Raw genomic sequence first — 24,505 nt, forward strand, 5'->3', positions numbered from 1 at the left:
CACGAAGCTCGTATTGTTGCTGTTGTACGCTGTACTGCCTCTATTATATGGCGAGAGTTTCATTGGACGAGCCGATATTATCGGGGAGAGAAAAACTGGAACACTCGTTGTTAAAAACATCTGGTCCGAGAACGGTATGAAGCAAATAAACAATTGCAACCAGCTGAACAGTTGTTTCTAAAAGTTTGAACGGGTGAGACAATTTTGGCAGAGTCTACGAACTGATATTCCATGTATGTGTATAAGGATAATTAAGTTGCGCCCCTTATCCTAAATTTCAAAGCTACACTTATCGTGTAATTTCCTCTTCTGTTTGCCTACTCGTTCTTTTTGCCATGTTCACAATAAAAAACCGTATTTAAGATCATTATGATCTTAAATACGGTTACAATCAAAGAACTTTATTATCCGAAAACAGGAGAACTCTTTCGGATATCATCCATTAAAGAGTTTGACTTCTTTCCTCTAATTTATTAGAGGTTACTGCCAACTGATCCGTACTCTTTGTAACTGTTTGTAGCGCATTACTCGATTGATCTGCTGAAACCACCGTCTGCTTCACACGCGCAGCAGCCTGCTCAGTTCCTATTGCAATTTCCTCATTTATTTTGCTAACATTTTCACTATCATTCATAAGAATTTCTCAGAAGTATCTTGAATATTGATCGTTACAATGTTTTTTTATTATTCGTCATTACACCATTTTTTATTTAATACCCATGGAAATATATTTTTCTTCTAAGTATTCGTCCAGCCCTTGATGTCCGCCTTCACGCCCCATTCCACTCTCTTTAATTCCTCCAAATGGAGCTTGAGCAACTGCAGGAACTGCATCGTTCATACCAATAATCCCGAATTCTAGAGCTTCAGAAACTCTGACGGATCGACTAAGATTTTCTGTATAGAAATACGCAGCTAAACCATATTCTGTCGAATTTGCATATCGAACGACTTCTTCTTCTGTCTCGAATGGAATAATTGGAGCAACTGGCCCAAATGTTTCCTCACTCGTAATAAGCATGTTTGAATTTACTTCACCCAAAATGGTAGGTTCATAAAACAACCCCTCAGACAATTCACCTTTAAGGCGTTGTCCGCCATAAAGAAGGCGAGCTCCTTTAGAAACAGCATCATTTACATGCTCTTCCACTTTCTCTAAACTTTCGGGACTTACCAAGGGTCCAACTTGTACACTTGGATCAATACTATTCCCAACTTTAAGAGCTTTCACTTTTTCTACAAAAAGTTCTGAAAACTTATCTATAACAGAGCTTTGGACATAGATTCGATTTGCACATACGCACGTTTGCCCTGTATTTCTAAATTTACTTTCAACCGCACCTGTAACAGCAGCTTCTAAATCAGCATCTTCAAAAACAATAAATGGTGCATGTCCACCAAGTTCCAATGACAACCGCTTCAATTGTGCAGCAGACTTGGTCACTAATAATTTCCCAACCTCAGTAGATCCTGTAAATGAAATCTTTCTAACTGTTGGGTTTTCAAAAATTTCATCAGAAATTGGGCCTGAAGCACCTGTTACGATGTTTACAACTCCTTTTGGCACTCCTGCCATTTCTACCAATTTTCCAAACGCAATCGCACTAATAGGAGATTGTCCAGCTGGTTTCACAACAGATGTACACCCAGCTGCCATCGCAGGACCTACTTTTCTAGTCATCATGGCTAAAGGGAAATTCCATGGAGTAATTGCTGCAACGACACCAATTGGCTGGCGGATAACCATTAACCTTTTGTTAACAGCAGAAGCAGGAATCGTTTCTCCATAAATCCTTCTTCCTTCTTCAGCAAACCATTGTAAATAACTAGCTGCAAAAGCTACTTCTCCTTTTGCCTCCGTAAAAGGTTTTCCCATTTCCAAACTGATGATTTCTGCTAATTGATCTTGATATTCATGCATAAGATCATACAACTTCAGTAAATAGTGAGCACGTTCGTTTGCCGTTAATTTGGACCAGGATTTAAAAGCATGATCTGCAGCTTCAATCGCCAGCTTTGTCTCTTGATGCCCCCCTTTTGGAGCTTGAGCAATAATTTGACCAGTTGATGGGTTTGTTATTGAAAATGTTTTTCCATCTAATGCAGCTGTCCATTCACCATTGACATACATTTTTAATTTCTCTAATTCAACTAAAGAATTGACTTTTAACAAAAAAATTCCCCCTTAAATAAATTATCTTCAAGCACTGCTATAAAATCTAAATTTCAGGCGTCTAGTTTGTCATTACACTTGCAATCTTTTGTAGATTACATCTCATCTAACGCACCATAATATGCTTTTTCAATAATCAAGTGAATATCTTCAGCCTTTGTCAGTCTAGGGTTTCTTAATACATTACCACTTCTCATCGAATCGGTTACTAATTTTGGTAAATAATCAAGTGAAACACCCAAATCTTTTATATTAAGAGGGATATTCATCGACTGATTCATTTGGATAACAATTTCAATTGCTTTTTCTGCTGCCAATCGAGTAGATAATCCGCTAACATCTACTCCTAAAGCAATTGCGATATCTTTATACTGTTCTGCACACGCTGGTAAATTATATTTCATTACGAACGGCAATAATGCAGCATTTGCAATACCATGAGGAATATTAAAAACTCCACCAAACGTATGAGATATGGCATGGACATTTCCCAAAAGTGATTGAGAAAATGCCACCCCTGCTATCATTGAGCCAACAAGCATTTTCTCCCTGCTTTCTATATCTGTTCCAACAAAATAAGTCTTAGTTAAATTTTCACCAATCATTTTTATAGCCTGTATAGCAAATCCTTGACTAACAGGACTAGCAGATTTAGATGTATATGATTCTATCGCGTGTGTTAGCGCATCCATCCCTGTTGCTGCTGTAATCCCTTGTGGGAGATGCAATGTAAGAGCAGGGTCTAATATAGCTAAAATTGGAAATAACTTCGGACTAATCACTGCCAATTTAAATAATGTATCTTTATTCGTAACAACGGTCGAGGCTGTTACTTCGCTTCCTGTTCCTGCTGTAGTGGGAATGGCTATGATAGGTAGAGGCGGTATGGTGATTTTTCCTACCCCTTCATAATCAAAGATATGACCAGGGTTAGTAGCCATTGCGGCTATCCCCTTCGCTGTATCGATGCTACTACCACCACCGACAGCTAATACAGCCTCGCTTTTATGCTGTTTAAGACAGTTTGTTCCTTTATGAATCGTATCATCTGATGGATTTGGCTCTATCTCATCATATATTTCATATTCCAAATGAACAGCCTGAAGTGACTTCTCAATCCCTTCTAAAAGATTAGCTGAACGTATACCTTTATCTGTAACGATCAGTACTCTCTTAATCCCTAATTCACTAATCATTTCTCCCGTTTTATTTGAAATTCCGTTGCCACATTCTACTCGCGTGGGCATAAAATATGTGTATGGCATTAAAGACATTGTTAACAACTCCCCATAAGTAATCATTTTGAGTTTAGTAAAACTCATTCTTCAAATCTATTGAACTTGAATCAAACGAAAAGATTATTGATTTGTTGAGATATGTGAATTATCTTGTGAAACTTTTAATTGGCTTTTTCGCATTGCAAACAACAGAGCGCTAGCTACTAGCAAAGATCCACTTAAGAAGAACAATGCAACACTTACATTTCCTGTGGCATCTTGAATCATCCCAATACCATAAGGTCCAACGAATCCACTTAAATTTCCAATTGAATTAATAACAGCAATTCCTACAGCAGCAGCTGAAGTACTTAAAAATTGAGTTGCCAAAGACCAAAAAGGCCCATAGAAACTGTACATGCCTGATACAGCTATAACCATAAATGCAATTGAAAGAAACGGATTTGAGGTCATTCCAGATGCAAACAGTCCTAATGAGCCCACAATCAACGGAATAGCCGCATGAATACGTCTCTCTCCTGAACGGTCAGAACGACGAGACCAGATATTCATTACAATGGCTCCTGCGATATAAGGAATCATTGTAAGTAATCCAATTTGCACATTAGTTAGGACTTCCGAAAGAGATTTAATAATTTGAGGTAGCCAAAAGCCTACACCATATATACCAATGTTAAACATAAAGTAAATTATTGCTAGATACCATACTCGTGGATTAGTTAAGGTTTGTTTGTGTCCAACTAGTTTTTTGTCAGCATCTACCTTTGCTTTTTCTACTCTTTCTTTCTCCAATTCAGCTATTAACCATTGTTTCTCCTCGCTCGAAAGCCATTTTGCTTGGTCTGGTCTATTCGTTAAATAAAATAACGTCACAATCCCTAAAATAACAGCTGGTACACCTTCAAGAACGAACATCCAACGCCATCCATCAAGCCCCATCCATTGGATGTTATCCATAATCCATGTAGAAAGTGGAGCTCCAATAATGTACGAAATAGCAATAGCTGTCATAAACATAGCAATTGTTTTTGCTCTCTCTTTTGCTCTAAACCAATAAGTTAAATACAAAATAACTCCCGGAAAGAATCCCGCTTCTAATGCACCGAGTACAAAACGTAAGATATACAAATGTGTAGCATTTTGAACGAATCCAGTTAAAACAACTACAATCCCCCAAGTTATAAGAATTCGTGCAATCCATTTTTTTGCTCCGAACTTCTCTAACATGATATTACTCGGCACTTCACACAAAAAATAACTTATAAAGAAGATACCAGAAGCAATTCCAAACATCTGACTCGTTAGTCCTAATGCTTGATTCATTTCTAAAGCAGCATAACCTAAATTTGCCCTATCAAGGAACGCAACAATATAGAGAATAATTAAAAATGGTACGAGTCGTCTAGTGACTTTTCGAGTTGTTTGCTTTTCTAATGAAACTGCATTGTTCATACCCATTCCTCCTAATGTATAAAAGCGTGTAAGTATTGAAATGATGAACTTCAATATATATAAAGTGGAGTAAGCCACGAACTTTAAAATATTCAAATTTGTAAGTGCTTTCATTTCAGTTCAAAAACATTGAAAGCAATGCTTAAATTGTCGCAATTTGAAAATTTGTATTACAACTATTGCAAAACCTAGTAAGTTTGTTTATCATTTTATACATAAATGAACGTTTTGTAAATTTAAAATTTAAAATTCATCATACAAATTAAAATTTTATGGAGGATGGTATCGTGTCTCAAAAAGAAAAAGTTTCGCAGATAATTGCTCGTAAATTATTAACTATGATTGAAAATGGAGAGTTTCCTCCAGGTTCAAAGCTGCCAACCGAAATGGAACTAACTGAACAATTTGGAGTAAGCAGAGTTCCAATTCGAGAAGCGTTAAGCATGCTTCGTGCTGCAGGTGTCATTTATTCACGTCAAGGTGGGGGAAGTTACGTAGAAGATTCTGCCAATTCAACATTACTTCAAAGAATTCATATCGAAACTGATGATATTGACAATATTAAATATCTCTTTGAAATGAGAAAAGTGCTAGAGCCTGAAGTTGCTTACTTAGCTGCCCTCCGTCGCACGCCAAAACAACTTGAAAACATGAAAAGAATATTAGACGAATGGGAGAAAAAATCAATCGAGAATACTACAACTGCTAGAAAGGAAGATATAGATTTTCATAACTCTATTACTTTAGCTACACAAAATCCTATTATGATTCAAACACAAAATAACCTAGCTTCCCTTTATGAAAAAACATTACAAATTACTCTTCGCCCAAATACAGAGTTAAAACTTAAAAGAGAAGCTGTCTACAAAGAACATCGAGATATTTTGCTTGCAATCGAAGCAGAAGAGCCTGAGTTAGCCAAAGTTCTGTCTATGATTCATTTGAAAAATGCAGAAGAGAAAATAAGCTTGTTTATAAAAGATTACACTTTATAGCAAAACGAGAGGATGAGGATTAAATGAAAGTAGTGACCGATTATCATATAGAGAACATCGAAGCAATCATAAAAACGGGGAGAATACTCATAGATGAAAGTGATCGTTTTAGTTATTCATTCGATGGTTCTTTTGGAACCTATTTACCCGATATCGTCATTCAGACTAAAAGCGTAGACGAATTAGCCTCCCTTGTGAAGTTTGCTAATTGCGAAAAAATACCTATTTGCCCACGAGGTCAGGCAACGAGCCTAAGTGGAGGTCCTCTTCCTGTTAAAGGAGGGATTGTCATAGATTTATCTATTATGAACGATTTGCTTGAAATTCATGAAGAAGATCTTATTGCAATTGTTTCTCCAGGTGTATTGACATCAGACATTCATAAAGCTGCCGAACAAAAAGGACTCATGTATCCACCGGATCCAAGCAGTTCTCACGTTTCTACGATTGCTGGTAATTTAGCAGAAAACTCAGGTGGCCCAAGAGGACTGAAGTATGGCGTGACAAAAGATTATGTCATTGGTCTTGAAATCATTACCCCGGAAGGAGAAATCATCAAAACCGGCGGTAAAACAGTAAAGAATGTTACCGGTTACGATTTAACGAAACTCATTGTGGGTTCAGAAGGAACACTTGGTATTATAACAAAAGCAATATTGAGACTCATTCCTAAACCACAGGCCAGTGGGACCATCATGGCCATTTTTGATAACCTTGTTGATGCTGGAAGTGCCATTTCCAAAATTCTTTCTTCCGGTATTTTGCCATCTAAAATGGAGCTAATGGATCAGTCTTCTATTGTAGCAGTCGAGAATTTTGAACCCCTTGGTTTACCCACTGACGCAGCAGCACTTATATTAATTGAACTTGACGGCCACCCCCTCTCTCTGAAAGAAGAAATGGAACAAGCGGCTTTATTATGCCGTACTGTAGGGGCGAGAGAAGTAACAATTCCAAAGAATAAAGCCGAGGAAACAGAGCTTTGGAAAGCTCGTAAGCTTGTATCACCAGCCATCGCGCGGATTAAGCCAACTAAAATCTCTGAGGATGCTACCGTCCCTCGAAGTAAAATACCTGAAATGTGTGAAAGATTACTGAACATACGTGATAAATACGGTATTCACCTTGTTGTGTTTGGTCATGCTGGTGATGGTAATCTTCATCCGAATATTATTTGTGATAAAACAGATCAGGAAGAAATGTTTCGTGTTGAACAAGCTGTTGCAGAAATTTTTACGGCTGCTGTTGAGCTTGGTGGGACACTTTCAGGTGAGCATGGGATTGGAACGATGAAAGCACCGTTTATGGAAATGGAACTCGGTGCAGTTGGACTTGATATGATGAAACGTATAAAAAAAGCATGGGACCCGAACAATATTATGAATCCTGGTAAGATATTCCCTGAGCCAGGACAAAAATTGGAGTTGAGATAACATGACGGTACCACTTAATGAATTAAGAGAAGAACTTCAGTATGACAAAACAAAAAATTGTGTTCAGTGTGGCTATTGTTTACCTGTATGCCCAACATATGTAACTTTCGGTACAGAAACTCACTCACCTCGTGGTCGGATTAATCTAGTAAAGATGGTTGGTGAAGGAAAGATTACAGATTTATCCGTTCTTGAAGAACCACTCAATTTGTGTTTGGGCTGCCGGGCGTGTGAGACAGCTTGTCCCACAGGTGTAGAATATGGTTCGATCCTAGAAGCGGCACGTGCAGCAATTGTAAAACGTAAAAAATTTTCCTTACCAGTACGTCTATTACGAAAAGTGATGCTGAAAAAAGTCATTCCGAACAAAAAGATGATGAATGTAGCTGGTCATTCTATCTGGCTATACAAAACAAGCGGATTACAAAAAGCTGCCCGGGCGTCTGGCATTATGAAAAATACCCCATATAACTTAGGCGAATTTGAGTCGATTATTCCTACTCCTACTTCCCCTATAGAGCGTAGTCGAGCATCAACCGAAGTGAAGGCAAAGCTAAAAGCAAAATATACTGTTGCATTTTTTACTGGCTGTATAATGGACTCTATGTTCCACACTATAAATCAACTATCTATAAAGTTACTTTCAGAAGTAGGCTGTGATGTTGTGGTGGTTCCGAAACAAACCTGTTGCGGAGCACTACAAGCTCATACTGGAGAAATGGACGAAGCACGTCACCTAGCAAAGCAAAATATTCTCGCATTCGAACAAATAAATGCCGATTTTATAGTTAATAATGCAGGAGGTTGCGGCGCCCAGCTTTATGAGTACGGACATTTACTTTCGAATGACAAAGAGTGGGCCGAAAAAGCTGCTGCTTTCTCTGCTAAATCAAGAGATATAAGCCAGGTACTTGTCGCTTGCGGTGGTTTGCCAGACTTACAGCCCCGTCATGGCGAAAGGGTGACCTATCAGCACTCCTGTCATATGACCAATGTTCAGAAAGTAAATCAAGAACCTTTGGAATTATTGAAAAGTATCCCTGGAATACAATTTATCGAAATGGAGCAAGCAAATATGTGCTGCGGATCAGCAGGCATTTATAATATCGTAAATTATGATGCTTCCATGCAGATTCTTGATGAAAAAATGAAGCATACGAAAGCTACAAACGCAACCGTTGTCATCACAACCAATCCAGGTTGCCTATTGCAGATGAAACTTGGTATAGAACGTGAAGGTCTCTCTCATTCTATGCGTGCCCTGCATCTAATTGAATATTTAGCGGAAGCCTCTGGGATCTCATGAGCTTCTCTCTCACTATTTGATCATGATCAATTCCAAAAACAAAAGAAGATTGAAATGATTTCATCCCAAGCCCCTTCTAAGTTCTTTCTTTTTTAAAGAATGAACCTCTCTCTATTTCTTACTGTATGAAACCCACTTTTTGTGGGTTTCATTTCAGAATAAAGCCATGACGAATCAACAAACATAGGAAAGTTCTCCCTGCATGCTATGGGCATCTTCATCTCCTAATTGATTTCCGATCATCCCCACCCTGCCATGACACGCTCATTGGCTTCTTTTTGATGTATATAGAGCTCACTCACGTCCTTTTTTCTAACACGACTTTTATCTTTCAGCGACCTGCTGCGAAATTATCGATGTCTTTGCGGTGTTCTCATTTATTTCATGCCAATGTACAACTTGTTCATCTGCTTTTAATTCATCAATAAGATCAGTCATTATTTTCCTTTCCATTACGTTCCACCTCTTAATTCTAGTGCACCGATTATTTGTTTGCATGACCAGACGACAATTTTTGAAATGTTTTTCTGAGCAAATTATTTGTTTGCATGTAACCATATCAATTACACTTCAGAAGAGAAAACATTTCAAGAAAGAAGGAAATCGTATGAAAAAAGATTTTGAGCCTTTATTTGAACCATTTACGTTTCCAGGAGGTGCGTCTATTAATGGCCGGTTAGTCGTTGCGCCAATGACACACTTCGGTTCTCACGAGGATGGCACTATTTCTAAAGAGGAAATTGATTTCATTACAGCTAGATCTAGTGATATGGGCATGGTGATCACAGCATGTGCGAACGTGACTCCAGATGGTAAGGCATTTGAAGGACAGCCTTCTATCGCAAGAGATGAAGATATACCCGGCCTGAAAAAACTAGCTTCTGCGATTCAGGCAAAGGGAACAAAAGCCATCATTCAAATTCATCACGGCGGCTCTCAGGCTCTCCCTCACTTAGTTCCAAATGGTGATGTGGTTGCGCCAAGTGACGTGTTTAAAGATGGAAAACAGATTGCACGCGCTTTAAAAGAAGAGGAAATTGTTCATATCATTGACTCTTTTAAAGAAGCGGCAAGACGAGCGGTCGAAGCAGGATTTGACGGCGTGGAAATCCACGGTGCAAACGGTTATCTATTACAGCAATTTTACTCTCCGCATAGCAACCAGCGGACAGATCAGTGGGGAGGAAATGAAGAAAAGCGGCTAGCTTTCCCTATCGCTGTTGTGGATGCAGTGAAAGAAGCAATTGAAAAGCATGCGAAAAACCCGTTTATCTTTGGATATCGATTATCCCCTGAAGAACCAGAAACGCCTGGTTTAACGATGACAGAGACGTTTACCTTAGTCGATGTTCTTAAAACTAAAAACCTTGATTATTTGCATATCTCTTTAATGGAGATTGACTCTAAAGCAAGACGCGGTGCAGATACGGATAAGACGCGTATGGAGCTGCTAAAAGATCGTTGCGGCGATAACCTTCCGCTCATCGGTGTAGGCAGCGTCATTACAGCCGAAGATGCACTAAGTGCCTATAACCAAGGAATTCCGCTTATCGCTGTCGCACGTGAGCTAATCGTCGACCCAGATTGGGCAAAGAAGATTAAAGAAGGCAGAGAAAGCGAGATTGAAACTGTTATTAAACGCAGCCAAAAAGATCAATATTTGATTCCAGAAGGATTGTGGTCTGTTATGGAAGCAAGTCAAGGCTGGGTTCCGATGGAAGATTAATGTCATCAAAAAAACTACCCTCAAACGATTGGGTAGTTTTTTTGTGTCCTGATTATTTTAATTTAACGGTAAAAAGCTTAGATGTCTGTTTTTCAACAGATCCATTTGGTTCTTTATCGAGATGCTCGATCAAGTCACCATTCATAATGACAATCGGTGTCACTGTACTTGCCGCTTTCTCTTCAATCAGTTCTAAATCACACGTAATGAGAGGGTCACCGATCTTCACTTTATCGCCCTCTTTGATGTGCGCTTCAAATCCTTCACCATTTAATCCCACTGTTTCAAGTCCGATATGAATCAGAAGCTCAAGCCCTGAGAGTGTTCGAATGCCAATTGCATGTTTTGTATGGAAGAGCTGGATGATTTCACCCTCTACTGGTGACACAATCGTGCCACTATTTGGTTTGACTGCTACGCCGTCTCCCATCATCTTTTGAGAAAAAACAGGGTCTGGTACATCCGTCATATCCATTAACTCTCCATCAGCTGGAGAATAAATGATTTCTTCTTTTACATCATCTTGGTTTTTCCCGAAACCGAATAATTTTTTCAGCAATGTCAATTGCTCCCTTCAAGCTTTGCTTCTATATCTATTCCGTGTATGAAACGCTGCGCTCATACACCTTGCTTCATTCAACACTATTTAATCATAATTTTTTCCTCTCATCAATTGATAACCGCCTGAGTCCTTTCTGCATAGGCTGTAGATGAGAGGTGATTCAAATGGAACATGAAGGCGAAAAGAAACATGAATTGCTGGCAAATGAAGATATTCTCTATGAAGCGATTGAACAATTTTTCGCATCCTCCCCGTTTCATGAGATATTAAATAGTGCGGAGGCACTCATGACCACATCGCATTCACTTGCATCGATTACGACCGATGTGACAGAGGATGAGCAGTTTGTGTATATCGCAATCCAATTTCCCGACCATTTTGTCGAAGGCGATATCGCACTAGAAGTAAAAGCCCAATATTTACACTTATCCGTACAGGAAACAATTAAAACGGATACAACTTCCTCGTATTCGAGCTTTACAAAAACCATTTTAATGCCGGCAAAAATAGATGAAACGAACATGAAAAGCGTGTGGAAAGATCAAACGCTTCGTGTGACGGCACCAAAGCAAAGAGCCCAATAGATCCTTCTATTGGGTTTTAACTATGCTTTAAAAATGCTCGTAAATCCTTTCGCTAATGAGCCTACTTGATTCATCGTACTCATCATTTGCCCAGCTGTATCAAACATTTTGTTAAAGTCGAATTGTCCATTCGTTTTTTTGAATTGCGATAGCACACTTTTAAATTGAGATGATTGCTGTTTTTGCGGTCTTGGCAAAGGATAAGGGTTCATAGGCTGCTGCATGGGCATCATGCCTGGTGGCTGCATCTGGGGTTGATTGATCGCTTCGGGCGGCTGAAAAGGCGGCACATTTTCTTGATATCCATAAGGCGGCTGATAGACAGCAGGTGATGCCTGGCTCATTCCACCTTGATGTGGCGGCATGAAATATTCTGGAGGCTGCGGAGGCTGCTGCTGCATTTCTGGATACGGAAATGGCCCTTGATTGAATGGATTGAATTCATACGGCTGCTGGTTTGAATAAGGGATCATATATCTCGCTCCTCTCGCTCTCAGCGCATAGTCTTGTCACTCACATATTATGACGAAAAGCAGAAGATGTGCCTAAAGCAGCCATAAGAAAAACGCAGCGATGTCTTCAGCTGCGCTTGTTGATTTCTTCTATTAAAAGGTTCAGTGTGTAAATCACTGACTCAACTAAATTTTTCACACGGGGTGCATGCTGTTTGCCAAAATAAGATTGCAGGACAACCTCTTTCCCATTTTCTTTGACGGCTTCAAGCTGTTCTTCGTGTAAATATCTAGGCTTCGCCAGATGAATAAACGAGATCGCAGCAGTGAGCCACTCTTCCATTTTCTGATCAAATGACTCAACGGCCGGCTGAATTTCTGTGTGAAAATCATATACGGGGTATTCCTCTTCAGCCTTTCCCTTTTGGTACTGCTCATACGCCTCTTCGATCCATATTCTCAGCTCTTGTGTATGTTCAAGTAATGTTTGATTATCCAAAGTGTTCACCTCTATGAACCATCCTATCAAACGTTTACTTATTGCTCAAATAGAAAGCTACCCTGCGTGGTATGCCGGTCTTGCCGCCAGTTGATACTCAGCTGCGTGAATCTTCACTTCACAGTCCTTTACTTCTGATTCAAGCCGGTCTATCATTTGTTCTTGCTCCTCTATGGCTGCACGTGTTGTTTCGTTCACAGCAAGAGACAGCTCTTCTTCCACCGCATCAATTTTTCGCTCGATTTCCTCTAATAACTGCAAAATGGATTCTTTTGATACAAATTCGCTCATCATCAGATTCCTCCTTTATCGTCTCTCGTTACATTCTCTTTTCTTTCACACCCTCCTTCACACATGACAAAACTAGAAGCAAATCGCCAATCTAAGTGTAGATGAGCGCTATTTCTTCCTTTTCGACATATGCTTGTCCTTCTTTGTATGATTGCGTCCGATTGTGTAAATTCTAAGGACAAAGGAGGTAGATTTCATGAAAAAGCAGCCAGCACCAAAAGATCAAAAGCCAAAAGGGAAAGAAAACAGTACAGATCAGCTTGATAAAAAACTCGGCGGTCCTAATCGACCATCCACGTAAAAAAAGCAGGTACCCCCTGCTTTTTATTTATGCAAAAAATAGTGCTCTAATGAGAAAAGAAAACGAAGCTGTCTTTTTTTATGAAAATACCAGTCGGTCAGCTCAATTTGTTTTGGCAATGTCTCTGCATCAAACAAAGATGAGCTCAATTTCTTTTGAAACCAATCTTCTCTTTGATCGTCTAATGAATGTGTCATCACTGGATAAACAGTTCGAAGAAAAGGTGTTGACCTTCTAGCGATCCCTAAAAACGGCTCAAAATCAAACCGTGATCCGGTATGCGGAACAGTATGCAAAAAATGATAAAAATCCGAAAATAAATCGGCCCGAAATAATAGTTTCGCTAGTTTTTTCCCTAATGAAATACGCTCCTTTACGTGGGAAAACTTCCGTATGGTTAACCCGTACAAATGCCCGTCCACCGTTGGAAAAACAACGGTTTGAAAATGTCCCCACTCACTAAACAGATATTGAATCGAGTGAAAAACATTCTTTTTCAGTAGAGGATTTTGTATAATAGGAGATTGTATAGTATATTGTTCATTTATGATGAGTGCATAAAGCAGGCGCTCTGTGTCACGCTTTAGCCAAAAACGTTCCCACTCAGTGCTCATAAAACGAGATACAGAAAAATACGGAAGCAGATGGAACAAAGGTTTGCCGCACCGCTTAGACCATTCATACAAAAGAAGCTGAGGGTAAGCATCCGAAAAGATCAGCCAATTCGCTCTTTCATATGCTGTGAAAAAAAGGTGCCCCTCTTGATCTGTTAAACCTGGATGGAAGAGCTCGCCCTTTAGATCCGTCATAGACCATCCAGCATTTCTTGAGACAAAGGAAGCAAGCAGCGACCATTTCATCTCTGGATGACGATCATAAAAGCGCTTGTAAGCATTTGTCCTCGTCAGGTTGTCTTTATTTTTCACTTTCGTTTCACGCAATATATGCTGAGTGATGATGTACTCTTCTTGTGACAACATAGGTATCTCTCCAATACAAAATGCATTAAAAGGAGGCTGAAACTTGATGATTCGGTATCCAAACGGAAAATCGTATCAGCCCATTCAACCAATTGGGACAAAAAAAAGAAGCAGCGGCGAATCCTCTTATAGTAACCGCGGGATGACGCTTGAGGCTGACTTAAATGAAACCAACCAGTACTATTTGGTCAATGGGATCGCAGTCATTCATAAAAAGCCTACCCCCGTTCAGATTGTGAATGTGGATTATCCAAAAAGAAGCGCTGCTGTGATCAAAGAAGCCTATTTTAAGCAATCATCCACAACAGACTATAATGGAGTGTACAAAGGGCGCTATATCGATTTTGAAGCAAAGGAGACCAAAAGCACCACCTCGTTTCCGCTCAAAAATTTCCACGACCATCAAATTGAGCATATGAAACAGGTTGAAAAGCTAGGCGGCATTTGTTTCGTTATTATATCCGCATTTGGCTCCGTTTATTATTTGCCCGCTTCAGATCTCTTTTTCTTCTGGGAGCGGCAGAAGCTAAACGGCCGGAAATCCATTAGTAAAGATGAATTAATGGAAGCCGGCCACTTAATGACACTTGGATATTCGCCAAGAATTGATTATATTAAAGTAGTGGAGACACTTCATTTTTCGGATGAAAGTGAGTAGCAATGACGTTCGAAAAAGGTTTAACACGAAAGGTTGAGATGTGATGTCTGATCAATTTACAAGTCGTGAACAGCGACGTAAAGCAAGTCAAGAAAACAATAAGAAGCAAAAGAACAAAAAAGGCAAAAAGAAAGCAGGTCTATTTAAAAAAATATTTTTATCTTTACTCGTGATCGGTCTTCTTTGTGTAGTGGCCGGAATCACAACTTTTGCCGTTTTTGCATCGAGCGCTCCTTCAATTGATGATAGTAAGCTCAAAACACCGTATTCTTCAAAGCTTTATGACATAGACAAGAAAGTGTTTGCAGAAGTCGGTGCGGAAAAAAGAACGTATGTCTCGATTAAAGATATACCCGATGTGGTAAAAGAAGCATTTATCGCAACGGAAGATGCACGTTTTTATAAACACCACGGGATTGACCCAATCCGTATTGGTGGTGCCCTTGTCGCAAACGTCGAGGACGGCTTTGGAGCTGAAGGTGGAAGTACAATTACACAGCAAGTTGTGAAAAACACTCTACTTAACAATCAAAAAACGTTAAAACGTAAAGTACAGGAAGTATGGCTCTCGATTCAGCTTGAGCAAAAGTACTCTAAAGATGAAATTTTAGAAATGTATTTAAACCGCATTTTCTTCTCACCTTATGCTTACGGTGTTGGGAAAGCGGCTGAACAATTTTTCGGCGTGACAGATTTAAATAAACTAACGGTTGCACAGGCTGCCACACTTGCAGGTATGCCGCAGAGTCCTTCTGCTTATAACCCAGTGAAAAATCCTGAGGCAGCGGAAAAACGCCGCAATATCGTGCTAGGGCTCATGAAAAAACAAGGCTACATTTCAGAGAAAGACTATGAAGTTGCAAAAGCAACCCCTGTCAGCAAAACTGTCATCCCTGCTGATAAATATAAGAGCCAGAACTCAAGTAAGTATTCTGCTTATATTGAAGAAGTCATGGAAGAAGTACAGAAAAAAGCCAAAGTGGATGTATCAACTGATGGACTAAAAATCTATACATCACTTGATCGAAAAGCTCAGGATCACCTAGATGATATTATCAATGGAGATTCAGTTGGATTTACGAAAGGTATGCAGGCAGGTGTTACTCTGCTTGATACGAAAAATGGTGAAATTCGCGCTATTGGCGGTGGACGTGATGTACCAGCCGGCGGCTTTAACTATGCGACTGATGCAAAACGTCAGCCAGGTTCAACAATCAAACCAATTTTAGATTACGGTCCAGTCATTGAAAACAAAAAATGGTCAACGTACCAGCAAATTGATGATGCGCCGTATACGTACTCAAACGGTACACCAATTAATAACTTTGACAGAAGACATTTAGGGAAAATGTCGATGAGAAGTGCTTTGGCACAATCACGAAACATCCCTGCCCTAAAGGCTTTCCAAGAAGCTGGCACAGACAATGCCGTTCAATTCGCCAATAATTTAGGTATGGACTTACCGTCTGACATTCCAGAATCTTACTCAATCGGTGGATTTGACGATGGCGTGTCCTCTCTAAAAATGGCTGGGGCCTTTAGTGCATTCGGTAATAATGGATATTATAACGAACCGCATGCTGTCAAGTCTGTTGAATTTAATGACGGTACAAAGCTTGACCTAACGCCAGATTCCAAAGCGGCTATGAGTGATTACACAGCCTTTATGGTCACAGATATGCTGAAAACTGCTGTCCAATCTGGAACTGGGACACTTGCACAAGTACCGAACGTTCAAGTAGCTGGTAAAACAGGTACAACGAACTTTACACAAGATGATATCAATAAATACAATATTCCTTCTGGCGGTGCGAAAGATTCGTGGTTTGTTGGTTATACGCCGCAATATACAGCAGCCGTTTGGACTGGGATCGGTAACTCAAAAGATGCGGACGGCAAAATGTGGCTCACAGATTATGAGCAACGTGTTGCCAAAATCGTCTTCCAGCGATTAATTTCTCAAATTGATGATGGAAGCGGCTCATTTGAAAAACCAGACAGTGTCGTAGAAGCTACGGTTGAAAAAGGATCGGATCCAGCGAAATTGGCCGGACCAAATACACCTAGTGAGAAGAAGACAACAGAATACTTTGTAAAAGGTACGGTTCCGACAAAAGTGTCTGACACATATGAGAAAAAAGAAGCTGATAAGCCTTCTGATTTAAAAGCAGTGTATGATGAAGAGAAAAAATCCATCACACTGACTTGGGGCTATGATAACGACGCAGATGCTACATTTAATGTAAAACAAGCGGTTGATAACGGCGGCTATAAAGAGATTCAAAACAGTTCTGCTAAAGAAGCGGTCATCTCTGATGTAAAGCCTGGCTCTACTTATAAATTCCAAGTGACAGCCACTGTAGAGGATGTCACAAGTAAAGCAGCTTCTACCTTCCTCACCATCAAAGATGATGAAGATAAGGAAGAAAAAGCAGATGATGAGAACAAAGAAGAAGAAGAACCACAGCAGCCTGACGACGAGCAGACAGACCAGACTGACGATAACAAAAATCAACCCCCAGGCACTGATGAGCAAAAGCCAGATGATAAAAAAGATCCAGACAAAGATAAGGATCAGGATCAAGGCGGAAATACGGAAAACGGAAATAATGGTTCTTCCGATGATGGCTCAGACAGTACAAATGGGAACGGCAATTCACAAACTGACAATAAAGATAAAAAGAAAGATGATGCGAAAACGAACTCTCAAAACTCAAGTTCGCAATCAACTTCTCCTAATCGAAAAGAAAATGAATAATGAAAAAGCACTTGCCTATATGGCAAGTGCTTTTTTAACGGTTTTGTCTGATTTTTTTAAGTGCTTCATATTTTCCATACTGCTTTTTTAGTTCTGTGTATAGCTCGTCTAGTTGAATGAAGCAGTGATATTGAGTCGGTTTTACCAATATGAACTCTAAACGTTCTGTCCAATTAATAGGAGCAACAGGAAATGTCTCTTGCTTAATATGTTCCCAATCAAGCGTTTGCAGTCTCTCCCCTTTGATCCAGTAAAACATCGCAATCATACTGACAATCCCTTGAAGCATATCATCTTCTTCACACCGGGACTTTCTTGTTTGAAAACGAGGAAGCATTTTTTCTTTTAATTCATTCCACAGTTCGAACATCACAGGAACAAATTCTTCTGTTTTCTGCCATGGAAGTTCATCTCTTAAAGGTTCTGAAGATAGATCATATGCGAGTGGATGCTCTCTAAGGATGTCTACTCGATCGCCTTTCATCTCTACCTTTTTCCCTTTTAGTTTTTCGACATATGAGAAAAAAACAACTGCCCCGCTCATGCCAGCTTCACCAATCCTTTTTTCAGCCTCTTCTGCCCTTCTCTACACATATCAAGAAGCGGACAAGATTCGCACTGCGGACGTTGCGCTTTGCAGTGATATCTGCCAAAAAAGATCAGGCGGTGATGCGTCACAGACCAATCTTCTTCTGGCACTTTTTTCATTAAGGTTTGTTCTACTTCGAGAACAGAATCCTTCCAGCGGCAGATTCCCAGTCTCTTGCTAACACGTTCTACATGTGTATCCACTGCAATTGCCGGCACCCCAAAAGCGACCGAAACAACGACATTTGCTGTTTTCCGGCCCACCCCAGGAAGCTTCACAAGCTCGTCCCGATCCTTTGGCACTTCGCCGCCATATTCTTCAATCAGCATTTTGCTCAACTTTTGAATGTTTTTGGCTTTATTTCGATAAAGGCCAATCGAACGAATATCTTGCTGCAATTCTTCAAGCGGTACACTTAAATAGTCTTCTGGTGTTTTATATTTTTGAAATAACGTTTTGGTCACTTTGTTGACAAGCACGTCTGTACACTGCGCAGAGAGTGCTACAGCGATCACAAGTTCAAATGGATTCGAATGAACAAGCTCACACTCGGCCTCTGGAAACATATCTCCTATAATATCTAAACATTCATTGATTTGTTTTTTTGATAACATGACTTCTCCTTCATTGGTTATTGTTCCAGCCAATTATAAAAAGGAACTTGTCGCTTATATGTTGACGTCTCTTCTTTTGATGGTGGCGCTTTTTGCTGAGAACGGAAATGCTGGCTATGCTCTTTTGCTTCTTCCGCTGTTTTTAGCCCTTTCTTTTTCCACTCAAACAGAATTCGGTCGATATAACGGAAATTTAATTTTCCTGATAAAACCGCTTCTCTTAATGCTAGGCGAATCATTTCAGCATCATGATGGTCTTGATCCATCCAGATCGAGAGTGTTTCTCCTTCAAGAGGAGAGAGCGGTCTGCCAAATTCATCTTCAAATAAAGCATATAAAGACTTTTCAGCCTGTACGTGAAGTTTTTGACCTTCCTTCGCTTGTTTTGCCTCTAAAAAGTCATACAGCACGCCCCATAAAGGCTCAACTGAGTAACGGTCATGCTGAATACCAGACCCGTCTTCAAACGGCTGAATCGAAATAAATCCTTTTTGAATTAAATGCTGAACCATATACGCACACTCTTCAGCTGAAATCGTCATGCCATGGGATAGCTCTTCAAATGTTTGAAAGAACACACCTTGTTCTTCATTCATTTTAATCTTAAGCATCACCATCATTTGTGATTCATTCAGTCCTAACTGCTCATAATGAGCAATCAGCAAATTAGGCAAACTGGTCGAACCCATTTGCTGCATATTAATAAATTGCTGCCTATTCATCGGATACACCTCTTCACTTTAAGTATATCACGTTTTATTTCACGTGCCCCTTCAAAAAACGTTTGAAAAAGCCTCCATATGTTGGAGGCTTTCACGTCTTAAGGATATAAACGGTTTAATAATCTTGGGAAAGGAATGGTTTCACGCACATGCGGCGCTCCACTAATCCAAGCAACAGTACGTTCAAGTCCAAGACCAAAACCTGAATGCGGTACAGAACCATATTGTCTTAATTCTGTGTACCATTTGTATGTTTCTTGATCTAGCCCATGTTCTTTCAATCTTGCTTCAAGCAGCTCTAGATCATGGACACGCTCAGAACCGCCAATGATCTCTCCGTAGCCTTCTGGTGCAATCAAGTCTGCACAAAGAACAACATCATCACGATCTGGTGCAGGCTGCATGTAAAATGGTTTTAATGATGTTGGATAATGAGTGATAAACACTGGTTTATCGTAGCTTTCAGCGATCGCTGTTTCGTGAGGTGCGCCGAAGTCATCTCCCCATTCAATATCGTCAAAGCCTTTTTCTTGCAAGAATTTAATTGCTTCATCGTAAGTGATGCGCGGGAATGGTGCTTTGATATTTTCTAATTTTGCTGTATCACGGCCAAGTGTATGCAGTTCCACTTTACAGTTTTCAAGTACACTTTGAACCACATGAGTCACATAATTTTCTTGGTACTCAAGGTTTTCATTAAATTCGACAAAAGCCATCTCAGGCTCGATCATCCAAAACTCAATTAAATGACGTTTAGTTTTAGATTTTTCAGCTCTAAATGTTGGGCCGAATGAGAATACTTTTCCGAGTGCCATTGCCGCAGCTTCCATGTAAAGCTGTCCACTTTGAGAAAGGTACGCATCTTCATCAAAATATTTCGTCGCAAACAGCTCCGTTGTGCCCTCAGGTGCACTTCCAGTTAAAATTGGCGGATCTACTTTCACGAAGCCTTCTTGATGGAAGAACTCATATGTAGCACGAATGATTTCGTTACGAATTTTCATAATGGCATGCTGCTTTTTAGAACGAAGCCATAAATGACGGTGATCCATTAAGAATTCTGTTCCATGCTCTTTTGGTGTAATTGGGTAGTCAGTTGCTTCGTGAATCACTTCAATGGATTTCACTTGCAATTCAAAACCAAGAGGTGAACGCTCGTCTTTTGTTACTTGTCCTGTCACATAGACAGATGTTTCTTGAGTGACTGATTTCGCAAGCTTAAAGACTTCCTCTTCCACTTCTGCTTTTACTACGACTCCTTGAATAAAGCCTGTCCCGTCACGCAGCTGCAAGAATGCAATTTTACCGCTTGAACGTTTATTGGCAATCCATGCGCCGATGGTTACATCTTCATCGACATGTTTGAACACTTGATTAATCGTTGTTTTCAACATAATTCCCTCCAAAGCCAGAAAGAAACTCACCTTTTCGATAGGTGTGATTCTTTTTTCATACATTTTATTATAACCGTTCTAAATCAGCATGGTCAACGCAAGACAGGAGAAACTATGGTGTTACATTTTTTTCCACATGTCCTGTTGAGAAGTCGACATAGCTAAAGCTGTATTGATTGTTTTCATTTAAGTACGTCACTTCCCAAAGGAGTACGTCACCTTCTCTTGCTAATTGAACGTCCTTTAGCTTAGAGACTGTGTTCTCCTTTTGAACAGCTTGTACTGCTTGATTTGAGGTAATACCGTCTTTTGCTTTTTTTGCAATCACTTTTTCTTTTTTGCTGGCAGGTACCCAAACATAGGTTGTTTCATTTTGTTTGTTTTTCCCTTCAACAATAAATTGTTTTTCTTTTCCGACAAAGGTTTCTACTTGCTCCACTTGTACGATGTTTGCTTGTTTTTTTGCTCGTTCAATCGCCGCCTCATGACCTTGTTCCTTTTGCCCCATGGCAATCTGATAAATCCACGTAAAGCTGATGATGCCAATGAGCAAAACGAGAGCCACAACGGATGAAATGATCCAAACTATTTTTTTCATGTCAAGCTTCCCCTATGTGCGATATATTGTAAATATCGCTTGATTTTGATCTTCTTGATCTAATGCCAATCCAAACATGAGATCTTCTCTTTTAAGCGTTCTGTTCAATAAGTCAACAATTTTATACAGGTCCTCTGAATGCTTAATGTGAACAGTTGAAAGTACCTCTATTTTACTTTCCACTTCTAATTCCTCCTCGGTACGTAAATATTGTTAGTCATACTTTTCGGCGCGGGAACCGATACTATTTTTACAACGGAACACAAAAAGCCGTTACGATAAATTAACTCCAAACCCACACCAGCTAAAGGCCGCTTATGACAGCGGCTTTTCGTTGTTGAGTTTCTCTATATACGCCTCAAGTGATTCTTTTGACATCTCGTGGACCGGCGCATGAGGGAGTGATTCTAAAAATAGCTTTCCATATGACGCGGTTTTCACTCGGCGGTCTAAAATGAGCAATGTCCCTATGTCTTTTTCAGAGCGCAGCAAGCGTCCTGCACCTTGTTTAAAGGTTAACACAGCTTCTGGGAGTGCAACGGCTTTAAACGGGTTCTTTCCCTGTTTTTTAGCGGCATCACATTTTGCTTCAATGAGCGGTGAATCAGGCGGCCGAAACGGGAGGCGTGCCATAATGACTGTTGTCAGCTCTGATCCTGGAAAATCGACACCTTCCCAAAAACTACCCGTACCAAGTAAAATCGCATGTTTTGCTAATTTGAACATCTTCGTTAATTTAACAGGGCTACCGCCCGTCAGACCTTGAGCAAAAAGGGCGGCTTGCATCCCTTCTGTTTTCAGTTCATCATACACTGCTTTTAACATCTCATGTGAATTAAATAACACCAATATTTTCGCTTGATGCTGCTTTTCCATCATCTTAATGTACCGTACTGATTGCTTTACATAGTCGCGCTCATCACGGTTCGTAATCGGCGGCATATCAGCTGGTACGATAACCTTGAGCTGTTTTTCAAGTTCAAACGGTGACTCAATCTGTACAAGATGCGGATAAAAATCCTGCAGACCAAATCGTTCTAAGCAATAATCAAAGCGCCCATTGATTGTGAGTGTCCCCGATGTGAGGACAACACTTTTTTTGTTCATAAAAAATCGATCCGCTAAAAGCTCTCCAGTATCTAGCGGCTGTGCATGCATAAAGACAGCATTTTTGGCACCTTTTGCATCAATCTCAATCCAAACCGTTTCATCGTTTTTCGGTTCAAAAATGAATCGGTACAGCGTACTGCAAAATGTATGCATAAACGACATCACTTGATCGTATTCCTCTGCTTCAAACGCAAAGTGCTCTGTCAACTGATCACTTTTTTGAAGAAGCTCGCTTTTTTGCTGCTCATACAGCTTTTCACAAGCAATTAACAAAGAACAAAGCTTACTTGCCGTCTCTTTAATCCGTTTCCACTGCGCATGCTTCGAATGATGACGGACTCTATGAATGAGACGATTGATGTCTGCTTTTGGTTTTGTCCTTTTGACAAAAGAATGAACGGTACTAAAAAAGGCGTCACTTTCCATTTGAAGCTGATGAAGATACTCATCCATTTCGATAAAGGTGTCCGTCTGTAAGCCGGCACCGTGAAATCTCTTTTTGAGCTTCTTTAACAGACCGCCCTGCATGGAGCCAAGCTGCGTTAATTTCGCATGAAGCTGAATATACGACGCACTATCCCCTAGCGTTTCATTGGCTGTTTTCTCAAATTGGTGAGCCTCGTCAATCACATATACGTCAGCATGCTGAAAGATAGATGATGCTTCCGTTTGTGATAAGAGCAGGCGATGATTCGTTAAAATTAAATCAGCTGTTTTGGCCCTTCTTTTCGCACGCTCATAAAAGCAGTATTCTTTAAAGCGGCGCTTTTTCGATGTAAACGGCATGTGCACACACGAAATCCGGTCTTTTATATTGGCAGCTCCCGACGGTAAATTTAGTTCAGATAAATCACCCGTTTCTGTCACAAGGAGCCACATTAATATTTGCGCCTTCGTTAAGACCACATCATAATTATCATCTTCCTCATGCAGCACATGCTCAAACTTATCTAAGCAAATATAATGCGCCCGACCTTTGAATACACAGGCTGCTGGCTCAAATGGAAGCAATTGATTTAAAATCGGCACATCACGCTGAAGCATTTGCTGCTGCAAAAGAATGGAATATGTACTAATAATGACAGGTTTTCCTGATTTCTTTGCTTCTAATGCAGCTGGTATGAGGTATGCGAGTGTTTTTCCAATACCTGGTGCCGCTTCAATTAAAGCATAAGCTCTTTCATGAAACACATCTCTCACTTTATTCATCATCTTGAGCTGGCCTTCTCTTACTTCATAGCCTTCCAATGTGTGGGGAAGCTTCTTTTTGATCTCCTCAAATAGCTGTTCATCGCCTTCCCCTACTGAATCTGTCGTATCCTTTTCAGAATTGGTGACATCTTTAACAGCAAAAGAGCCGACTTCTACCAAAGAATCTTCGCGGCTAGCATCACTCGTTTCAAGCTGCTGGATTAAAAGTCCTATATCACTTAAGAGATAAGAGGATAATCTGCGCAGCTGCTTTAGCACATTTGGCGGTGTATGTGTTAATTGATGGAGTAAGGTTAAAAATAACATGGCAGTAACTTCCGCATCACTATCCGCCCTGTGCGGGTGGTCATGTGGAAGCATGAGCTCTTCGCTTAATTCAGTGAGCTTATAGCCTTCAAGCTCTGGATAAAGAATTCTAGAAATTTCAACTGTATCAATCGCTAGCACATCCAGCTCATTTTTCCCGCATGCTTTTAGTTCATCATTTAAAAAATTCAAGTCAAAATGAACATTGTGCGCAACAAAATAAGCGCCTTGAATGAGATCATACACCTCTTGGGCAATGTCCTCAAAAAACACTGCATCGTCTACCATATGCTGCTGAATGCCTGTCAGCTGTTCAATAAATCCAGGGATCGCTTTTCCCGGGTTCACATATTTTGAATACCGTTCGACAATTTGTCCATTTTCAATGACCACCGCAGCAATTTGAATGATTTTATCACCCTTTTTAGGTGAATTTCCGGTGGTTTCAATATCAACGACAACAAACCTTTGATCGGCCATAAAATGGACACCTCAATTCCTCGTTCCACTCGAAGTGAAACACGCTCTGGGCAAAAATAGCTGAAACAGAAC

Annotated in this window: 24 protein-coding genes; 8 read left to right on the plus strand and 16 right to left on the minus strand. The window is 40.1% G+C overall.

Annotated features, from left to right (window positions below; translation table 11 throughout):
* Window positions 1-442 precede the first annotated feature (442 nt).
* The 4 genes from MHB83_RS14905 to MHB83_RS14920 form a co-directional block, all read right to left on the minus strand.
* A complete protein-coding gene (locus MHB83_RS14905; protein ID WP_050943875.1) occupies window positions 443-634 on the minus strand; it encodes a hypothetical protein in 192 nt (63 codons plus the stop codon).
* Between the two features lie 72 nt (window positions 635-706).
* Entirely contained in the window at window positions 707-2,131 is a 1,425-nt protein-coding gene (locus MHB83_RS14910; protein ID WP_310025058.1) for an NAD-dependent succinate-semialdehyde dehydrogenase, read from the minus strand.
* A gap of 137 nt (window positions 2,132-2,268) precedes the next feature.
* Window positions 2,269-3,447 (minus strand): iron-containing alcohol dehydrogenase, encoded by a 1,179-nt coding sequence (locus MHB83_RS14915; RefSeq protein WP_050943874.1) that lies wholly within the window; start codon window positions 3,445-3,447, stop codon window positions 2,269-2,271.
* An 84-nt stretch (window positions 3,448-3,531) separates the two neighbouring features.
* Complete coding sequence (locus MHB83_RS14920; protein ID WP_050943873.1) at window positions 3,532-4,863, minus strand: MFS transporter; 1,332 nt, start codon at window positions 4,861-4,863, stop codon at window positions 3,532-3,534.
* A 287-nt stretch (window positions 4,864-5,150) separates the two neighbouring features.
* On the opposite strand from MHB83_RS14920, the gene MHB83_RS14925 reads away from it, so the two are divergent.
* The 4 genes from MHB83_RS14925 to MHB83_RS14940 all read left to right on the plus strand — a co-directional run bounded on the left by MHB83_RS14925 (window position 5,151) and on the right by MHB83_RS14940 (window position 10,323).
* Window positions 5,151-5,858 (plus strand): FadR/GntR family transcriptional regulator, encoded by a 708-nt coding sequence (locus MHB83_RS14925; protein ID WP_050943872.1) that lies wholly within the window; start codon window positions 5,151-5,153, stop codon window positions 5,856-5,858.
* 23 nt (window positions 5,859-5,881) lie between these two features.
* Complete coding sequence (locus MHB83_RS14930) at window positions 5,882-7,291, plus strand: FAD-linked oxidase C-terminal domain-containing protein (protein WP_310024855.1); 1,410 nt, start codon at window positions 5,882-5,884, stop codon at window positions 7,289-7,291.
* A gap of 1 nt (window position 7,292) precedes the next feature.
* Window positions 7,293-8,597, plus strand: a complete 1,305-nt coding sequence (locus tag MHB83_RS14935) for a (Fe-S)-binding protein (RefSeq protein WP_137055059.1) — start codon at window positions 7,293-7,295, stop codon at window positions 8,595-8,597.
* A gap of 607 nt (window positions 8,598-9,204) precedes the next feature.
* Window positions 9,205-10,323 (plus strand): NADH-dependent flavin oxidoreductase, encoded by a 1,119-nt coding sequence (locus tag MHB83_RS14940; RefSeq protein WP_342496440.1) that lies wholly within the window; start codon window positions 9,205-9,207, stop codon window positions 10,321-10,323.
* 52 nt (window positions 10,324-10,375) lie between these two features.
* Here the strand turns inward: MHB83_RS14940 and MHB83_RS14945 are convergent, their stop codons facing one another.
* Window positions 10,376-10,882, minus strand: a complete 507-nt coding sequence (locus MHB83_RS14945) for a PTS glucose transporter subunit IIA (RefSeq protein WP_342496441.1) — start codon at window positions 10,880-10,882, stop codon at window positions 10,376-10,378.
* A gap of 167 nt (window positions 10,883-11,049) precedes the next feature.
* Between MHB83_RS14945 and MHB83_RS14950 the strand changes: the two genes are divergently transcribed.
* Complete coding sequence (locus MHB83_RS14950; RefSeq protein WP_003215994.1) at window positions 11,050-11,469, plus strand: Hsp20/alpha crystallin family protein; 420 nt, start codon at window positions 11,050-11,052, stop codon at window positions 11,467-11,469.
* Window positions 11,470-11,489: 20 nt separating this feature from the next.
* Here MHB83_RS14950 and MHB83_RS14955 read toward each other — a convergent pair whose 3' ends face one another.
* The 3 genes from MHB83_RS14955 to MHB83_RS14965 all read right to left on the minus strand — a co-directional run bounded on the left by MHB83_RS14955 (window position 11,490) and on the right by MHB83_RS14965 (window position 12,711).
* Window positions 11,490-11,942 carry a YppG family protein gene (locus tag MHB83_RS14955; RefSeq protein WP_137055056.1) on the minus strand — a complete coding sequence of 151 codons (453 nt, stop codon included), beginning with the start codon at window positions 11,940-11,942 and terminating at the stop codon, window positions 11,490-11,492.
* Window positions 11,943-12,048: 106 nt separating this feature from the next.
* Window positions 12,049-12,420, minus strand: coding sequence for a YppE family protein (locus MHB83_RS14960; protein ID WP_137055055.1), 372 nt, complete (start codon window positions 12,418-12,420; stop codon window positions 12,049-12,051).
* A gap of 57 nt (window positions 12,421-12,477) precedes the next feature.
* The gene (locus MHB83_RS14965) at window positions 12,478-12,711 is read right to left on the minus strand and encodes a DUF5446 family protein (protein ID WP_223251159.1); all 234 of its coding nucleotides are present in this window, start codon (window positions 12,709-12,711) and stop codon (window positions 12,478-12,480) included.
* 196 nt (window positions 12,712-12,907) lie between these two features.
* Here MHB83_RS14965 and sspM point away from each other — a divergent pair, with 196 nt between their 5' ends.
* Window positions 12,908-13,012 carry an acid-soluble spore protein SspM gene (sspM, locus tag MHB83_RS14970; RefSeq protein ID WP_253622476.1) on the plus strand — a complete coding sequence of 35 codons (105 nt, stop codon included), beginning with the start codon at window positions 12,908-12,910 and terminating at the stop codon, window positions 13,010-13,012.
* Between the two features lie 23 nt (window positions 13,013-13,035).
* On the opposite strand, the gene MHB83_RS14975 is transcribed toward sspM, so the two are convergent.
* The gene (locus tag MHB83_RS14975) at window positions 13,036-13,992 is read right to left on the minus strand and encodes a DUF2515 domain-containing protein (RefSeq protein ID WP_050943865.1); all 957 of its coding nucleotides are present in this window, start codon (window positions 13,990-13,992) and stop codon (window positions 13,036-13,038) included.
* A 46-nt stretch (window positions 13,993-14,038) separates the two neighbouring features.
* On the opposite strand from MHB83_RS14975, the gene recU reads away from it, so the two are divergent.
* Both recU and MHB83_RS14985 read left to right on the plus strand, forming a co-directional pair.
* A complete protein-coding gene (recU, locus tag MHB83_RS14980) occupies window positions 14,039-14,650 on the plus strand; it encodes a Holliday junction resolvase RecU (protein WP_342496846.1) in 612 nt (203 codons plus the stop codon).
* A 43-nt stretch (window positions 14,651-14,693) separates the two neighbouring features.
* Window positions 14,694-17,408 (plus strand): PBP1A family penicillin-binding protein, encoded by a 2,715-nt coding sequence (locus MHB83_RS14985; RefSeq protein WP_137055053.1) that lies wholly within the window; start codon window positions 14,694-14,696, stop codon window positions 17,406-17,408.
* Between the two features lie 34 nt (window positions 17,409-17,442).
* Here the strand turns inward: MHB83_RS14985 and MHB83_RS14990 are convergent, their stop codons facing one another.
* From MHB83_RS14990 to dinG, 7 genes are all read right to left on the minus strand, one after another.
* On the minus strand, window positions 17,443-17,952 hold the full coding sequence (locus MHB83_RS14990; protein WP_342496442.1) for a YpoC family protein: 510 nt from the start codon (window positions 17,950-17,952) through the stop codon (window positions 17,443-17,445).
* A complete protein-coding gene (nth, locus tag MHB83_RS14995) occupies window positions 17,949-18,611 on the minus strand; it encodes an endonuclease III (RefSeq protein ID WP_012010351.1) in 663 nt (220 codons plus the stop codon). The genes MHB83_RS14990 and nth overlap by 4 nt, the downstream gene beginning before the upstream one ends.
* Window positions 18,612-18,628: 17 nt before the next feature.
* Window positions 18,629-19,333 (minus strand): DnaD domain-containing protein, encoded by a 705-nt coding sequence (locus tag MHB83_RS15000; RefSeq protein WP_034661036.1) that lies wholly within the window; start codon window positions 19,331-19,333, stop codon window positions 18,629-18,631.
* A gap of 98 nt (window positions 19,334-19,431) precedes the next feature.
* A complete protein-coding gene (gene asnS, locus MHB83_RS15005) occupies window positions 19,432-20,724 on the minus strand; it encodes an asparagine--tRNA ligase (protein ID WP_088001079.1) in 1,293 nt (430 codons plus the stop codon).
* Window positions 20,725-20,839: 115 nt separating this feature from the next.
* Window positions 20,840-21,325, minus strand: coding sequence for a cell wall elongation/penicillin-binding protein regulator TseB (gene tseB, locus MHB83_RS15010; protein WP_050943862.1), 486 nt, complete (start codon window positions 21,323-21,325; stop codon window positions 20,840-20,842).
* Between the two features lie 12 nt (window positions 21,326-21,337).
* On the minus strand, window positions 21,338-21,508 hold the full coding sequence (locus MHB83_RS15015) for a YpmA family protein (RefSeq protein WP_003215469.1): 171 nt from the start codon (window positions 21,506-21,508) through the stop codon (window positions 21,338-21,340).
* A gap of 132 nt (window positions 21,509-21,640) precedes the next feature.
* Window positions 21,641-24,433 (minus strand): ATP-dependent DNA helicase DinG, encoded by a 2,793-nt coding sequence (dinG, locus tag MHB83_RS15020; RefSeq protein WP_342496443.1) that lies wholly within the window; start codon window positions 24,431-24,433, stop codon window positions 21,641-21,643.
* Between the last annotated feature and the right edge of the window lie 72 nt (window positions 24,434-24,505).

Origin of the sequence: Bacillus sp. FSL K6-3149 (genome assembly GCF_038630515.1) — a bacterium.
Classification (GTDB): domain Bacteria; phylum Bacillota; class Bacilli; order Bacillales; family Bacillaceae; genus Bacillus; species Bacillus pumilus.